14 protein-coding genes are annotated in these 15220 nt (G+C 46.5%); 4 read left to right on the top strand and 10 right to left on the bottom strand.

All coding sequences use genetic code 11. The features are described 5' to 3' along the window. Window positions 1–75: 75 nt before the first annotated feature. Window positions 76–681 carry a sterol desaturase family protein gene (locus tag QFZ51_RS22305; RefSeq protein WP_429049040.1) on the bottom strand — a complete coding sequence of 202 codons (606 nt, stop codon included), beginning with the start codon at window positions 679–681 and terminating at the stop codon, window positions 76–78. Window positions 682–851: 170 nt separating this feature from the next. Here QFZ51_RS22305 and QFZ51_RS22310 point away from each other — a divergent pair, with 170 nt between their 5' ends. Both QFZ51_RS22310 and QFZ51_RS22315 read left to right on the top strand, forming a co-directional pair. Then, on the top strand, window positions 852–1754 hold the full coding sequence (locus QFZ51_RS22310) for a helix-turn-helix domain-containing protein (protein ID WP_429049043.1): 903 nt from the start codon (window positions 852–854) through the stop codon (window positions 1752–1754). 69 nt (window positions 1755–1823) lie between these two features. Continuing rightward, window positions 1824–2609 (top strand): SDR family NAD(P)-dependent oxidoreductase, encoded by a 786-nt coding sequence (locus QFZ51_RS22315; protein WP_429049045.1) that lies wholly within the window; start codon window positions 1824–1826, stop codon window positions 2607–2609. 34 nt (window positions 2610–2643) lie between these two features. On the opposite strand, the gene QFZ51_RS22320 is transcribed toward QFZ51_RS22315, so the two are convergent. From QFZ51_RS22320 to QFZ51_RS22345, 6 genes are all read right to left on the bottom strand, one after another. Next, entirely contained in the window at window positions 2644–3429 is a 786-nt protein-coding gene (locus QFZ51_RS22320; protein WP_429049047.1) for a helix-turn-helix domain-containing protein, read from the bottom strand. Between the two features lie 4 nt (window positions 3430–3433). After that, window positions 3434–4849 (bottom strand): aldehyde dehydrogenase family protein, encoded by a 1416-nt coding sequence (locus QFZ51_RS22325; RefSeq protein WP_429049049.1) that lies wholly within the window; start codon window positions 4847–4849, stop codon window positions 3434–3436. Window position 4850: 1 nt separating this feature from the next. Further along, the gene (locus tag QFZ51_RS22330; RefSeq protein WP_429049051.1) at window positions 4851–5738 is read right to left on the bottom strand and encodes an oxidoreductase; all 888 of its coding nucleotides are present in this window, start codon (window positions 5736–5738) and stop codon (window positions 4851–4853) included. A gap of 86 nt (window positions 5739–5824) precedes the next feature. Continuing rightward, window positions 5825–6415 (bottom strand): hypothetical protein, encoded by a 591-nt coding sequence (locus QFZ51_RS22335; RefSeq protein WP_429049054.1) that lies wholly within the window; start codon window positions 6413–6415, stop codon window positions 5825–5827. Next, window positions 6412–7344 (bottom strand): DUF6515 family protein, encoded by a 933-nt coding sequence (locus QFZ51_RS22340; protein ID WP_429049056.1) that lies wholly within the window; start codon window positions 7342–7344, stop codon window positions 6412–6414. Before QFZ51_RS22340 ends, QFZ51_RS22335 begins: the two co-directional genes overlap by 4 nt. A gap of 446 nt (window positions 7345–7790) precedes the next feature. Further along, window positions 7791–8366, bottom strand: a complete 576-nt coding sequence (locus QFZ51_RS22345) for a Crp/Fnr family transcriptional regulator (RefSeq protein ID WP_429049058.1) — start codon at window positions 8364–8366, stop codon at window positions 7791–7793. A 205-nt stretch (window positions 8367–8571) separates the two neighbouring features. On the opposite strand from QFZ51_RS22345, the gene QFZ51_RS22350 reads away from it, so the two are divergent. Beyond that, window positions 8572–9453 carry a hypothetical protein gene (locus QFZ51_RS22350; protein WP_429049060.1) on the top strand — a complete coding sequence of 294 codons (882 nt, stop codon included), beginning with the start codon at window positions 8572–8574 and terminating at the stop codon, window positions 9451–9453. A gap of 9 nt (window positions 9454–9462) precedes the next feature. Here QFZ51_RS22350 and QFZ51_RS22355 read toward each other — a convergent pair whose 3' ends face one another. Further along, complete coding sequence (locus QFZ51_RS22355) at window positions 9463–11871, bottom strand: ABC transporter permease (RefSeq protein WP_429049061.1); 2409 nt, start codon at window positions 11869–11871, stop codon at window positions 9463–9465. Between the two features lie 263 nt (window positions 11872–12134). Between QFZ51_RS22355 and QFZ51_RS22360 the strand changes: the two genes are divergently transcribed. Continuing rightward, window positions 12135–12977 carry a universal stress protein gene (locus QFZ51_RS22360; protein WP_429049062.1) on the top strand — a complete coding sequence of 281 codons (843 nt, stop codon included), beginning with the start codon at window positions 12135–12137 and terminating at the stop codon, window positions 12975–12977. A gap of 260 nt (window positions 12978–13237) precedes the next feature. Here the strand turns inward: QFZ51_RS22360 and QFZ51_RS22365 are convergent, their stop codons facing one another. Further along, window positions 13238–13849, bottom strand: a complete 612-nt coding sequence (locus tag QFZ51_RS22365) for a response regulator (protein WP_429049064.1) — start codon at window positions 13847–13849, stop codon at window positions 13238–13240. A gap of 111 nt (window positions 13850–13960) precedes the next feature. Then, window positions 13961–15175 (bottom strand): lanthionine synthetase C family protein, encoded by a 1215-nt coding sequence (locus QFZ51_RS22370; RefSeq protein ID WP_429049065.1) that lies wholly within the window; start codon window positions 15173–15175, stop codon window positions 13961–13963. Between the last annotated feature and the right edge of the window lie 45 nt (window positions 15176–15220).

A 15220-nucleotide genomic window follows, 5' to 3' on the forward strand; every position in this document is an offset into this window, starting at 1 on the left:
GGCCTCTTCAACTAAGGTAGCAATTAAATGTAAACCTGACAATAATCGGATCACCTAATTTCCGGCGATGCCGTATCAGAACATGGTACCAAACACGCGGTCCCACAGCGTAGAGCTTACGCCAAAACCCAGTTCCTCGTTTTTATAGTGATGCAGGTGGTGGTTACGCCACAAGGGCTTCAGCCATTTGAAAGGTGGCGCCCAGGCGTGGATGGCGTAGTGCATGCTTCCATAGGCAAGGTACCCGGAAATAAAGCCCGGGAAAAATACCCAGGCGGCGTTGTGCATCAGTAAATAAAAGACAGCAAAAAGAAAGGAAGAAATGATAAGGCTTGGCACGGGCGGCATAAACAGCCGTTGGCGGTCGCGCGGATATTCATGATGATTGCCATGCAGGGTATAGGTGACTTTCCTCGCCAGCGGATGTTCGCTGACCCAGTGAAAGATAAACCGGTGAGCGAGGTATTCAAAGAGTGTCCAGCCGGTTACGGCGGCCAGGTAAATTGCGCCAATTTCCCACCAGGAATAATGTAATGAAGTGCGGCTGTAATATATCATGTAGCTGATTACGGGCAGATACATCCCGAAGATAATGACGGGATGGGTTTTTGTAAGGAACTCCAGGTACCTGTTACTGAAAATCTGCGCCTGACCTTTGTTGTGCACTTTTTCAAATTTCATATGCGGCTGTTTTATGCGTAGCATCCGCCGTAAAATGCAACAGCAAAGGTTTACGGCCATCTATTTTATCATGAGCTGCGGATTTAACGGGTTGAATTGTTGAAAAAAGGGGTTTACCCGGAGGAGCACAACCGGCTATTGTTACGTTTGAATTTCATAACTTTGGCGCTATGAAAGCAAAAGAAAGTGTAGCCTCCTTTTTTGAATTACATGGAAAGGAATACCCAAGCGGACAGTTCAGTGTAAACCGGCTGGAGGAATTTGGCTGCAGTGCTACCAATTTGCCTTCCAACAGGAGGGATTTTTATAAGATCTCGCTCATTATACAGGGCGGTGGTATTTTATCTTATTCAGATAAAAGTATCCGTATAGAAGGCGCCTGTCTTTCTTTCATGAACCCGATGATCCCTTACTCCTGGGAACCCACTACCAACGTGCAAACCGGCTATTTCTGCCTGTTCCAGGAAGACTTTATAGATGCGCATTTGAAGAATGGAAGCCTTGCGCAATCGCCGTTGTTTAAAACCGGCGGTAATCACATCTTTTTTCCTGATAAAGAGAAAGTGGATTTTCTGCAGCAGATATTTGAGAACATGCTGCGGGAGATGAATTCCGGTTATGCCAACAGGCAGGAATTGCAGAAAAGCTATGTGCAGATCATTATGCATGAAGCGCTGAAGATGCAGCCACCTGAAACCTATTACCAGGCGGGCAATGCCTCCCAGCGGATCAGTGAATTATTTATCGCTTTGCTGGAAAGACAGTTCCCTATTGATCCGCCCCACCAGGTGATCCGGCTGAAAAATGCCAATGAGTTTGCCGAACATTTATCTGTTCATACCAATCACTTAAACCGGGCGTTAAAGGAAACCACCGGAAAAACCACTACCGAGTGGATTTCGGAGAAAATAACCGCCGAAGCAAAGGCGCTGCTGCTGCACAGCAATTGCGATATTGCGGAAATCGGTTACTGCCTGGGCTTCGAGCATGCTTCCAACTTCAACATCTTCTTTAAAAAACAAGCTGGTCAAACGCCTAACCAGTTCCGGAAGGCAACTGTTTCCATTTCATAACTACCTGTTTGATTCGCATAATTCCGGGCGTACGGTGCCGGCTATCTTTGTGTCATAAATAAAAAATATATGGCACAGGAAGCATTAAAAGACAAAGTAGCCCTGATTACAGGAGGCACTACCGGTATAGGTTTGGCAACAGCTGAATTATTTCTGCGCAATGGCGCCAAAGTGGTGATTGCAGGACGCCGGGAAACAGAAGGACAAAAAGCATTACAGCATTTACAACAGATCAGTTCCGATGTACATTTTATTGCGGCCGATGTGTCGCAGGGCCCTGTTGTGCAAAAGCTGGTAGCTGATACCGTGACTCGTTTCGGGCAACTGGACATTGCCTTTAATAATGCGGGTATTGAAGGCCGGTTTGGGCTGATTGAAGATACACCGGAAGAAGAATTTGATAAGGTGATCGGCATCAATTTAAAGGGTGTGTGGTTATCCTGCAAATATGAAATTGAGCAATTCAAAAAACAGGGTACTGGTGGGGCGATTGTAAATACTTCGTCGTGGCTGGCCCGCGGAGCGGGAGCTGGTTCGGGTGTATATTCCGCCAGCAAAGCGGGTACCGATGGCCTGATCCGGGCGCTGGCGATTGAAACAGCGGCGGCGGGTATCCGGGTAAATAATATTCAGCCGGGTTATATCCACACACCGATGTTCGACCGGTTTTTCCCTACGGAGAATGCGGAAGCTTTACAGGAGCCTTTTAAGAAACATGCGCCTATGGGCCGTTTTGCGAAACCTGAAGAGGTGGCTGAACTGGTGTTGTGGCTGAGCAGTCCGGCAGCATCGTTTGTTACCGGGGAGAGCATCCTGGTAGATGGCGGTTTGGCTATTGGCGGTCAACGGCTATAAGCATCAGGGGGCTGTCTTTACCGGCAGCCCCTTGTTATACCAGCATCGACGGCGCCACGCCAAACGTCTTTTTAAAAGCAAAAGAAAAATGTGACAGATCTTCAAATCCTACTTCCAGGTATACATCCGATATTTTTCGTCCTTTTTCCTTGATGAGATAGTAGGCTTCCTGGAGTCGTTTCTGTTGCAGCCAGCGGCTGGGCGAGGTATGAAAGATCTTTTCAAAATCGCGCTTAAAGGTAGCCAGGCTTCTGCCGGTTAAATAGGCAAAGCGTTTCATTTCTACATTGAAGTGATAGTTTTGCTGCATAAAAGCCTCCAGGTCTATTTTGCCTGGTTCTGTAAAATCGAAGAGAATATTTTTGAGTGCCGGATCTACTTTCAGGAGGATGAGGATGGCCTCTTTCAGCTTCAGTGCAAACAGGTGATCGTTGCCCGGTTCATTCAGCTTTTCATAAGGCTGTAAGGAGGCAACATAACTTTGCAGCAGCGGATGGGGTTTCAGTTCCATCACGGTTTCGCTGTCCACCTGTTTATCAGCTGCATAGCCATATTCCATACTGAAATTACGGAGCGTGGTTTCATCGAGATAAACGGAGATTGTTTTAAACTCACCATTTTCCGGTGGTTGTTTGAAGAATTTGAGCAGTTTATTCCGTCTGCAGAAACGGAAAGTTCCCTCATCAAAAGTTTGATTGCGTTGTCCATCATTAAATGTGATGGCGCCCGTGATCTGGTAACTGAAAACGTGTACCGGAACAAACTGTTCTCCTTCCCTGCTCCTGTTTACGTAACAGGAATAAACAATTTCCTTCGACATAATATTATAGAATGATGGTTTTCGGTTCTACATATTCTTCCAATCCATATGCGCCAAATTCCCTTCCGATACCTGACTGTTTAAATCCTCCGAAGGGCGCCAGTGGATCATGATTCAGCGTATTAATAAGCACCCGTCCTGCTGCAATTTTTCCTGCGATATCCCTTGCTGTCTTTTCGTTGGATGAGCTGATGTACGCCATCAGGCCGTATGTTGTATCATTAGCGATATCGATGGCTTCTTCGATTGTTTTGTAAGTCATCACCGACATTACCGGTCCGAATATTTCTTCGCTGGCGATCCGCATGTTCCGGGTAACGCCGGTGAACACGGTTGGTTGCACGAAGTTACCCGCTTCCAATCCTTCGGGATGTCCTGTACCGCCTGTCAGCAGTTCTGCACCCTGATCGATGCCCAGTTGAATATACTGCTGCACGCGGTCGTATTGTTTCCTGCTCACGAGCGGGCCTATAGTCGTTGTTTTGTCCATAGGGTCGCCAACTTTCACCTTTGCCACCGCTGATTTCAGCAGGGCTTTTACTTCTTCCAGCCTGGCTTCCGGTACCAGCAGTCTTGTACCCGCGATGCATGCCTGCCCGTTGTTCATAAAGCAGGCGGCTACTGCCATCGGAATGGCGGTACTGAAATCGGCATCATCGAGGATGATATTGGCGGATTTGCCGCCGAGTTCCAGTGTGACCCGTTTCATGGTATCTACGGCGCCGCGTGCAATCATTTTTCCCACTGCTGTAGAGCCGGTGAAAGAGATCTTGGCGATACCGGGATGCAGTGTGATTTCTGCGCCTACTACATTGCCCAGGCCATTGACGATATTGAATACTCCCGGCGGCAGTCCTGCTTCATGAAGCGCTTCTGCGACGATCTGTGTTTGAATGGCGCTCATTTCACTGGGCTTGATAACAGCAGTGCAACCTGCCGCGACAGCGGTAGCCAGTTTATTGCAAATATAGCTGGCATTCGCATTCCAGGGCGTAATAATTCCAACTACGCCCAATGGTTCCATGACCACATCCGAGGTGCCTGCTTTGCGGGTGAAGGAGAAATCTTCCAATACTTTTTTATAGTGAAGAAAACTATCGGCGGCCAGTTGATTGCTGGCCAGGGCCCGTTGCGCAGGGGCGCCGTATTCGATGATGGAGGCTTCCACCAGGTCCGGCACTCTTTTCTGCATGGCGTCGTGTAGGCGTTGGAGGTAGTTGCTCCGTTGTTGCACCGTTGTTTTTGAAAAGGTAGCAAAGGCGGCTTTTGCTGCGGCAACGGCTCTGTTTACATCCGTTTCATCCCCCAGTGTTACTGTTCCTATTTGTTGATTGGTGCTGGGGTTGATGAGATCGAAGGTAGTGGCGCCATGTGGTGTTACGAAGGCGCCGTTGATATATATATGGTCTATTGTTTTCATGTTACTCGGCTGTTTTTGTGGCGAATTTATCTGCTGCGGTTGTTCCGAAGAAGTCGACAGCATCATCGTGATCAGTGGAAGTACTAACGGGCAGCCACTTTTCAAATTCTGCCTGTCGCGCGGCATCCGCCTGTTTTAAAATCCCTGCGGCTTCGCTGCCCAGGATGAGATGCACAGGTGGGGCGGGATGGTTTGCCAGATCCACCATTACTTTGGCGGCTTTTTCAGGATCGCCTACCGGCACATAGTTTCCTTCGCGGAGGTATTTTATCATCCAGCCAACGGTAGGTTCATAATCTTCGATGGGTGTTGCGAAGGTCATGGATGCGCCGCCCCAGTCGGTGCGGAATCCGCCTGGCTCTACGGAGGTAACGAAGATGCCCAGCGGTGCTACTTCTTTGGCCAGTGCTTCGGTGAATCCGCCGAGGCCGAACTTAGCCGCCTGGTAGATGGTGAGACCGGGGTTTCCTACGCGGCCGCCTATGGAGCTGATCTGGAGGATGCGACCGGCGCGTTGTTTACGCATGTGCGGAAGGACTGCCCTGGTGATAGCGATGGGTGCGTAGAGGTTTGTTTCCAGCTGGCTGCGTACCTGTTCTTCGGTGAAGGCTTCTGCGGCGCCGGTAATACCAAAGCCGGCATTGTTTACCAGCACATCAATTTTACCAAATTGTGCGATGGCTGTATCTATTGCCTGTTGGATCTGTTGGTTGTTTGTTACATCGAGTTGTAGGGGAAGGAGCTGGCTGGGGTATTGTGCGGCGAGGTCATTTAGTTGTGCGGGGGTGCGGGCGGCAGCGGCAACCTGATCGCCCTGGGCGAGCACTGCAGCAGTAAGACTGCGACCGAGGCCCCGTGAGCTTCCTGTGATAAACCAAACTTTTGTCATGAGTATTGTTTTTTGTTTAGACAAAGGTCGGGTGGAAATTACTGCCGGATTTTGTTGCAGGGCTCAAATATAGTTTGCCAGGAAGCTCAGGTATTTCTTATTTTTTCCAGTACTGCGGCGCTGCCTTTTCCCAGTCGCCTTATTATTGTGATAGTTTCCGATACACTGATAGGCAGGTAACGGACATCCTGCTTCTCCCGGGCACAGATGGTACCAGAAGAGGGAGTGGGCGCCGAAGGAAAGAATATAGAGCAGTAGTGTTCTGTTTCATCTACCACAAAACAAATCACTTCATTACCATCTATCAGCACAGCAGCCGGCTTCCAGTTAGAAGCCTGGCTACTGGTAAGTTTGTCGGTGGAGAGTGCCTGCAGATAAGAATATCCTGGAATATGTACCAGGATATCATCTTCCAGGATCCTTTTAAAACGCCGGGCAATGCCGGTGTGCATAAAGATCCCTGCCAGGAAACAAAGCAGCAGGAGAATGAGGATGGTTAGCAGCGTTTCTTTCCCGATGCCGGGGACCTGAACAGGTAGCTTGTGTGCAATGGGGACCACCACCCGCTTTATGAGGCTACCTGCTTTCACAATTACTGCTATCAGCACAAACAGGGGAATCAGTAACAACAACCCTCCTACAATGGTTATTTTTATATAGTGGAAGAAATTTTTCATTGTGCACCGTCTTCTACCTGTACTACTTCATACTGGCTTTTGCCGTCGAGATTTACCGGCTGGTAATAGGTTTCTCCTACTTTGACGTAGGTTTGATCTCCTATTTTTACTTCTTCGCCACCGGCGGGCAGGTTTTGCACAACGGCTCCCGCAGGTGGAGATACAACGTTATACTTGCTGCCATCTTTCTCGTAATATGCCCCGCCATAATAATAGTTAGTAACATTATTTACCACTACCGGTTGCGCGCCTGAAGGCACCGTAGTGATAGTAGCTCCCACCGGCGCCTGTACAACAGTGTAGCCATTATTGGCCTGCTGATACCACACGCCCTGGTCATAATGATACTTTGCATTATTGATGCTCACAATGATGGCGGTAGTAGCCAGTGTGGCGATAAAGAATCCCCACGGATGCCATACTGGTCCCCATGCATAGGGCCTGTAGGGGTGGTAATAGTAAGGATGGTATGAATAATATCTTCGTCCGCCGTAAGCATATGGCGGTCTGCGGTAGGTGTTGATATTGTTGCGCCTTACGACCGTATTGCGGTTGTTATGTACATTGATATCCCTGCTGTTATCGACATTGATATTTACGTTTCTGCGACTATTATTCACGCGGTTGCCAGAGTTATTGACACGGTTACCTGAGTTATTATTCCGGTTAATGTTATTCCGGTTAACGGTGTTGTTTTGCGGTCGATTGGCCGGTCGTGTTTGCTGCCGCGTGGGCCTTGCTGTTTGCGTGGGTCGTGCTGTTTGTGCAGGGCGGGTTCTGGCGGGTGCTTTCTGAGGTGTACGTGCGGGCCTGTTCCTTGCTGGTGCAGCTCCTCCCCGTCTCCTTTCCTGAGCAAGGCCCTCAAATGGTTGTATTGCAGTAAAGGAAATAAACAATAACCATATGGTAAAGTTCCTGATAGCTTTCATATGTGTGGTTTAATAATGAGGGAGATGTTATTTTCAGGGTATCGTCCTTTTATAACACCGGAAGTGATCAATTTGTTAACGAGGTTTTGCGGGGGGATGTAAATCAGGGAGAAGAACAGCTTCCCGTTTTCCCCCACCCTGAAATGGATGGAGGAAAGGGAGAGCCTACCACTTGATTGCGCGCCCATGCAACCGGAAGTGGCAAAGTGGGTGGTTGGTTGGGTTATTTAATGGATGAATGAAATTCTTATTCCATGCGATTGCCTCCTTCAATATATGGTATTGAATCAATGTCCTGTCAACCGGAAATAAATAATGAATGTAGCGACTACGGGATTTCGTTTTTTAACAGATAATGGATTTGTTGCTTTGATAATGTTTAGTAATTATTTAGCGCTTCGGGATCAAAATTAGGGGATTTGTTTTGAACCGTCGTGTGACAAATGTCAATAAATAATTTTTGATGAAGATTTTATTCTTGAGAGAGTTTCCCTTGAAATCCCAAGATAAGAGGCAATATATGCCGATGGAACTCTCTTGATTAATTGCGGATGATTCTGCAGCAGAAAGTCATATCTGTCAGACGCCTTCTGCTTTCTCATTGCGAGTAGACGTTCTTCACTTCTACAGTAATAATATTCAGTAAGCTTTCGTCCGATAATATTAAACTCGAGGGAGTGCGCATAAAGATACATGAGATCATCATAATGAATGTACGCCAGTTCACATTCTTCCAGTGCCTCAATTGCTTCATGACTTTTAGTTCGTTCAAAGAAGGATAAAACCGATACAATAAAATCGTTGTCCATCATGAACCAACTTGTAACATCCTCTCCGTCCTTGTCATAGTAAGCCCTTAACAGCCCTTTTGATACAAAGAACAGATGATCACAAACCTTCCCTTGCTCTAATATTGTTTGTTTCTTTTTAAACTCAGCAAACTGTAGCCTACCTGATATTTCAACTTTCAAGTCGTCAGAAATAGGACCTAGCCGTGAAAGTAAAGCGAATAAGGCCTCCATTGTAGTCAGTTATTTTGAGGTGAATAATAATTTGGATTATAAATATAATAAAAATCAGAGCAACGCATCTATTCCAACATCAATAATCATCAACACATAAAATCTACACATTTACGATATAATCTTGTAATTTTATCGCTAAAATATAGATTAACATGTTAGCCCTGTGTTATTCCAAACAGAGAATAACAGAAAATAATCTTAAATGAAGAACCTCTTGTACCGGGTCAGCTTTTCTGCCATCACCCGGATGGTATTGGGTATCGCTCTTTTGTTCACAGACCAGTTGTCTGTAACGTTTAGATATCTTATTGTTGTCATTTTTTTATTACCGGTGATCAGGTATATTCTTCATGCGTGGCAGCAAACGGAAATGGACGTTTTTTTCGCCGGCTACCCGAAGCTGGGAGTAGTCAACCATTTTTTTATCCTTGCCGGCATAGCAGTGTTGTATGTATTGGTGTTAGCACACGTACTTGAGATTTACACTACCTCTTATTTCTGGTGGATACTCATCATCATTGCACCTGCGATAGGCTGGTATCTTTTGTTTGGTAAGGATCCCGCTCCAACAAAAGTACATGAACATAACAAACGGGCATTGCTGCGAACATTGGCCTTTTACATCATTCCTTTTTTCTTTGCCCTTAATTATGCATTCGACTTCTCTACGCCCACGGTTACAAGATATTACATCACCCGCAGCGATCATACTACTCATGTCTTTAACGATCCGGATATCAGCGAAATAGACATCTATTACTTTTACCTGTTGCCCGCGGAAAGTATGACCGGCCCCACGCGCTGGCAGATCGTTCCCGCAAATGACTACTATGGCGTTAAAGACTATGGTCCTTACAAAGGCAAGGATAGTGTAAACTACCTCGTAATGGATAAGTGGAAGGGACGTGACAGCGCAGCAGTGCCTTTCAGGGAGCGTTTCCAGCTCGAATTACTCCCTACAAATGTATTGCCTGTACGGCAAACCGTTCCCTTCAGCTTATACAAGCGGTTTAAAGATGGAGATTATCTGAATAAAGAAGAACACCGCGGCCTGTTAGGAATTAAATGGGTAAGCTATCATTAACTTGTACCCCTACTCCGCCTTCAACGACCTCACAGGATTCATCCTCGCGGCCTTCAGCGCCAGCACACCTACGGTAAGTAAAGCGATAAACACCGCCCCCAGTCCTGCCAGGCCAAATGTCCACCAATGGATATCTACCCGGTAGGCGAATCCATTCAGCCAGCGATGCATGCCCCACCAGCCCAGCGGTGTAGCTATCAGGATGGCAATTAATACCAGTTTAATAAAGTCGCCGGATAGCAGGCCGACTATACTCGTGATGGACGCACCCAGCACCTTGCGGATACCGATTTCTTTCAGGCGTTTTTCGGTGGAGAAAGTGGCCAGGCCAAATAAACCAAGACAGGCAATGAATATAGTGAGTGTGCCAAAAGCCGCAAATATTTCCCCGAAACGGAGGTCTTTCAGATATTGTTCATTGAAAGCCTGGTCCAGGAAGCTGTATTTGAATGGCCTTTGTGGTTCCAGCTGATTCCATGTTTGTTCCAACCCTGCGATGGTCTTGTTTATCTCCGCTGTTTTAATTCGCAGGGAAAGCCTGTTCAACGCATCGGAGGGCGCCATTCTTAACGCCAGCGGCTCTACTTTTTTGTGCAGCGACTGATAATTAAAATCTTTTACTACCCCGATAACGGTACCTTTACGACCCCATTGTTCAAAGCTCTTCCCTATAATTTCCTGCGGATTGGCATAGCCCCATTGTTTCGCAGCAGCTTCATTAATGATCATCGATTGCTCCAGGTCTGCCGGGAAATCACGGGAGTATGCTCTGCCGGCGGCCATCTTTATTTCATATGTTGGTAGAAAGTCCGCATCTATTTCATACAGCCCCGGGGCAAAAGGTTGCATTTCGCCACTTCGGGAGGCGACGAAAGTAGTGGCATTCGGGAAAAATTCTCCTGGTACTGCACGGGAAGCTGATACGGCTAGTACCGCCGGGTTATTGGCTAATGTGGCCTTTACAGCTTCTATGTTCTTATTCACTTCATTATCGCCACCATAGTCAATTACCAGCATCTGGTCCTGCCGGAAACCCAGGTTATGCGACCGCAAATGATCCAGCTGGGAAAATACGATCGCTGTACAGGCAATCAGTGCAATGGATAAAGTAAACTGGAATACCACCAGGCCCTTTCTCAGCTGGATACCTTTCCCGGAGGAATGAAATTTTCCTTTTAACACAAGGGCCGGCTTGAAACGGGACAGCACCAACGCCGGGTAAATACCCGCGGGAATCCCTACAAAAAAAGGCGCCAGTATTAAAACAGATATCATCTGCCACGACAGCAAGTCAACATACGGCAATGGCTTTCCGGATATATTACGCACCATCGGCAATAGAACAAATACCAACGCAAACGCCAGCACAGTAGCTAACATGGAAATCACCACAGCTTCAACAAGGTATTGCAGGATTAAACTCTGCGGATGCGCTCCCACAGCTTTTCGTACGCCAATCTCCTTTGCCCTTTCCATAGACCGCGCCGTAGTAAGATTGATGAAATTGATAGCCGCAATGAAAAGAATGAAAGCGGCTACCAGCGAAAAAATATACACATTTGACAAACTTCCGGTAGCTCCGGGCTGCCGCATTGCCTCCGAACGCAGATAAGCGTTTTTCAATGGTTCAAAAGCAATAGCATAGTTGCTTTCATTGGGAATATGCCGTTTTAAAAATTCAGGCACCTTTCCCTGCATCATGTTGATGTCAGCATTTTCGTTCAGTAAGAAATAAGTGTAGAAGTCAACGTATCCCCATTCATTAAAGATCTCCGGCCTGAAGCGATAAAAAGTACTCATCGACAATAATCCTGAAAACGTAAAGTGAGAATTGGAAGGCACATCTTCCATCACACCCGTAACTGTTAAAGGATTATCCTGATCGGTTTTAAACACCTGCCCTACCGGGTTGCGATCTCCAAAATATTTCTTTGCAGTACTCTCGGTAAGTACAATACTGTTAGGCGCCTTTAACACCGTTTCCCGGTTACCATATATCAGCTTCCAGCTAAAGATATCAAACATGGTAGAATCAGCGAATGTCAGGTTGCTTTCCTGGAACCGTTTATCGCCATGTTGCAGTAACAGGGTGATCGGGCTGGTGAACCTGGCTGTCATTTTTATTTCCGGAAAATCTGCCTGTAAAGCCGGCGCTACTGGCGCATTGCCCCATACCTGGTATTCTCCCGGTACTGGCGGGGGTAACTTCTGAGCAGATTTTTCGCGGTACGCATGCAGTACCCGGTAAATTTGATGGTAATTTTTATGATATCGGTCGTACGACAATTCATCTTTCACATATAACACAATAAGGATACAACAGGCAATACCGACGGTCAGACCAATGATATTGATCAAAGAGTACATTTTACTCCTGGAAAGGCTCCGCCAGGCAATTTTAAAATAGTTGCTGATCATAATTGTATGAATAACGACGATATATATTTAAATAGACATACCTGGTGCCCAAAACGAATGCCACGTAGAAGAGCCCGTACCATAGCGAATTTTTAAAACCAAACCGGCTCCTTTTTGTTCAAAAATGAACACTTTTCTTACAAAAATGAACATTGCATCTCCATCCGATTGTTAATTTTCGCTGAACATAAGCCTGTCTGAATTGTTCATCCAGTTATTGGCAGTAATTTCGTACTAATCTGTTTGTACCAAAACACATGCATATGAAAACAATGCTCATCCTGACGGATTTTTCAGAAAATGCTTTCCGGGCTACAGAATATGCAGCGCAGCTGGTAAATCCGCTTCAAATCAGCCGGATCGTTTTGTATCATGCTTACCAAAGCACTATTATAGGTACTGATTTACCCGTAGCAAATACCACCAATGATCAGCAGATATATCTCGAAAGTATGGAAAACCTGGGCCTGCAACAGGATCGCCTGTCAGCGCTCGTAAAAAATGTAAGGATCGACCTGATGGCGGAAGATGTTTCACTTCCCGTACACATCAGCGGGCTTTGCAAGAGTGAAGAAATAGATATTGTGGTGATGGGTGTTTCCGGTCGTTCCGGTCTGGAGAAATTATTACTGGGCAGCACTACTTCCATGATGATCCAGGAAAGCAGCGTGCCGGTACTTATTGTTCCCAACAGCACGCTGATTGGTAAACCCATAAATTCTGTGGTATTTACTACCGACCTGAAAGACCATGCATCCATACCGGCGCATCAGCTGTATGAGTTCCTGGATGCCTTTCCCGGAGCCGCTGTGCAGGTCATCAACGTAGATAAATCAGCCGGTAACAGCTATACTGTAGAAACAAAAGAATCCATTACCAGTTTACATGAAATTTTTGATAAGTACAATGCAGCCTTCGATTATATTAATACAGATAATACAGTAGAAGGTATTTTATCATACGCCAATACCCACCATTCCTCCATGATCATTGTGGTGCCTAAAAAACTGGGCGCAGTAGCCTCTTTCTTCCATAGTAGCGTTTCCAAAAAGCTGGCGTACGATTCCAATATCCCGCTGTTGTCATTACCAGCCGTAAAGGCATAAAAAAGCTCCGGTTGTGGCCGGAGCTGTTAGTTGTTTCGTTTTCCCTACGCTGGCATTACCCAGATCAGGTGCTTGAGTATGATCTCAGATCTGTTTTACCAGACCACCCCATTCTGAAACATCTGATAATAAATGTCGAAAAATCGTGCCAGTGAAAAAGGACGGTTTTTAGCTATTTTTCTGGTAAAAATCTCTACAGGATGTAAAAAATACGCGCCACTGCTGTGACGAAAATCCCTGGTTATATGCACGAGCCTGGCTTAAATCAGCACTTTATTATCCACGGCACATTTTATGAGCATCGCGGTATTCCGTGCATTGAATTTACCCAGCAGGTTCCGGCGATGACTATCTACCGTATCTGAACTGATAAACAGCTTCTCTGCAATTTCATGATTGGTATGACCGTTGGCAATGAGCCACAATACTTCCTTTTCCCTTTTGGTAATATGTAACGGCAGCAGGTCTTTTTTAAGCGACTGTTTTAATTCTGCCGATAGATAGGTGTGCCCGGAATATACGTCGTGTATTGCCCGCAGCAATTCTTCCTTATCGGCATTTTTCATCAGGCAGCCGCTTGCACCGCTGTCCAGCATCCCGGCAATGCCGATGTCGTTTTTATGATAGCTCAATCCCAGTACCGCAATATCCGGGTACCGCTTTTTAATGCTGGCGCAGAGTTCTGCCCCACTGATATCAGGCAGCAGGGTATCCAGTAATACAACATCGGCAGTGTGCTGATCTAAGAAGCGAAGACAGGAAATTCCGTTCCTGGTTTCACCTGCTAAGTGAATATCTTTTTCCATACTGAGTAAAGATCGCAATCCTTCGAGTATCAATGGATGATCATCAACGAAATATAAACGGATCATGGTTTTTCTGTTTGCTGTAACGTCTGTATGCGATGGCATAAATAATATCGGGCGAACAACTGAAATGCTCATTTACTATGTATGTAATATAGTAAAAAAATCAAGACAAGTTTAATCTATCAGCATACATTCTCCCCATGCCGGTTTGATAGAGGTATCCGCAAAACTGATCAGCGACAGCCCGATGCCCGCAATACCTTCCAATACATTATGACTGTTAATATAATCGGGATGATGATAAAATTTATACCCGGCAGGCCCATCATCCCAGGTATTCATTTGCAGGGTATTTTGCAGCCAATAGCGGGAGGCATTCAATAAAGCGGTATCACCACCGGCCAGTCCGGCCTGTTGCAGGATATGGGCAATGCCTGCGCTGCCATGACATAAGCAACCGTCGTGCACGGCGCCATTTTTTACATTCCGGTGTGTGGCAATGTGTTTAAACAGCTGTTGAGCTTCCTCCTGGTAATCGGTTCTATTTAAACGTTTGCCGGCTCCCTGCAATGTGATGGCAATACCAAGATCTCCATAGCACCATCCAAGCCTGCTGTGCGCGTCGCCCATTACTTTATTGACGGCATTTACAATAGTAGGATAGCGTGAATGCGTGGCTTCTGCCGCGGTATTTTTTGTATGCAGCAACCATTGAACACTGTTGTTGATTAGCTTGCCGGCACGTTCCTTTGCAATCCCGTTTTCATAGCACCTTGCGAGTACGGAGATGATGGCAGGAACACCATGTGCCAGTCCGAGGTTAAACAGGTCTTCATCAGGATGCTGCTGGCTTCTGCTGGAGAAATGATCTTTCCAGGCAATGCCGCCGGGTAACGAGATGGCGCTTTCTTCCAGGTGAGCCACGAGGTTTTCCAGTTGGGCAACTGCAGTGGCAGCCGGCAGCCGCTCCAGGAAATAAAGTGCCGTGCCAAGGCCATGATGCAGGAAATCATTTCTTCCTTCCGCTAACTCGGACGCCATAAAATCTGCTACCAGCAGATCGATGTCTGCAAAGGTATCTTCGGTATCATCGGCTTCAATAAATCCCATGGCGCCCAGGTGCTGAATACACCAGGATACGCCTGCAATTCCGCTGCAGTGAGAACCATTCATGGGCTCTTCAGATAATGCCTGCAGGCATTTTTCTATGATGTAATGGACTTTGTCCAGGTGTTCTTCCTTACCGGTGAGCTGATAATAGTAGGCATAAAACAAGGCCACGCCGGTATATCCCCCCAGCAGGCTGGTATTGGTATCTTCCAGGATAAATGGGTCCAGCGCTGCGCAGATCCTTTGCAGCGCGGATGTAGCCTCTTGCTGTTGATCCATATAATAAATTGCCGTTATAAATATATAATGGCAAAACACGTATGC

The organism is Chitinophaga sp. W3I9, from assembly GCF_050434025.1.
Lineage (GTDB): Bacteria > Bacteroidota > Bacteroidia > Chitinophagales > Chitinophagaceae > Chitinophaga.

What these genes read in the sequence shown, in the direction of transcription:
- QFZ51_RS22305 (WP_429049040.1), bottom strand. Translation starts at nt 681, where the DNA reads ATGAAATTTGAAAAAGTGCACAACAAAGGTCAGGCGCAGATTTTCAGT.
- QFZ51_RS22310 (WP_429049043.1), top strand. Translation starts at nt 852, where the DNA reads ATGAAAGCAAAAGAAAGTGTAGCCTCCTTTTTTGAATTACATGGAAAG.
- QFZ51_RS22315 (WP_429049045.1), top strand. Translation starts at nt 1,824, where the DNA reads ATGGCACAGGAAGCATTAAAAGACAAAGTAGCCCTGATTACAGGAGGC.
- QFZ51_RS22320 (WP_429049047.1), bottom strand. Translation starts at nt 3,429, where the DNA reads ATGTCGAAGGAAATTGTTTATTCCTGTTACGTAAACAGGAGCAGGGAA.
- QFZ51_RS22325 (WP_429049049.1), bottom strand. Translation starts at nt 4,849, where the DNA reads ATGAAAACAATAGACCATATATATATCAACGGCGCCTTCGTAACACCA.
- QFZ51_RS22330 (WP_429049051.1), bottom strand. Translation starts at nt 5,738, where the DNA reads ATGACAAAAGTTTGGTTTATCACAGGAAGCTCACGGGGCCTCGGTCGC.
- QFZ51_RS22335 (WP_429049054.1), bottom strand. Translation starts at nt 6,415, where the DNA reads ATGAAAAATTTCTTCCACTATATAAAAATAACCATTGTAGGAGGGTTG.
- QFZ51_RS22340 (WP_429049056.1), bottom strand. Translation starts at nt 7,344, where the DNA reads ATGAAAGCTATCAGGAACTTTACCATATGGTTATTGTTTATTTCCTTT.
- QFZ51_RS22345 (WP_429049058.1), bottom strand. Translation starts at nt 8,366, where the DNA reads ATGGAGGCCTTATTCGCTTTACTTTCACGGCTAGGTCCTATTTCTGAC.
- QFZ51_RS22350 (WP_429049060.1), top strand. Translation starts at nt 8,572, where the DNA reads ATGAAGAACCTCTTGTACCGGGTCAGCTTTTCTGCCATCACCCGGATG.
- QFZ51_RS22355 (WP_429049061.1), bottom strand. Translation starts at nt 11,871, where the DNA reads ATGATCAGCAACTATTTTAAAATTGCCTGGCGGAGCCTTTCCAGGAGT.
- QFZ51_RS22360 (WP_429049062.1), top strand. Translation starts at nt 12,135, where the DNA reads ATGAAAACAATGCTCATCCTGACGGATTTTTCAGAAAATGCTTTCCGG.
- QFZ51_RS22365 (WP_429049064.1), bottom strand. Translation starts at nt 13,849, where the DNA reads ATGATCCGTTTATATTTCGTTGATGATCATCCATTGATACTCGAAGGA.
- QFZ51_RS22370 (WP_429049065.1), bottom strand. Translation starts at nt 15,175, where the DNA reads ATGGATCAACAGCAAGAGGCTACATCCGCGCTGCAAAGGATCTGCGCA.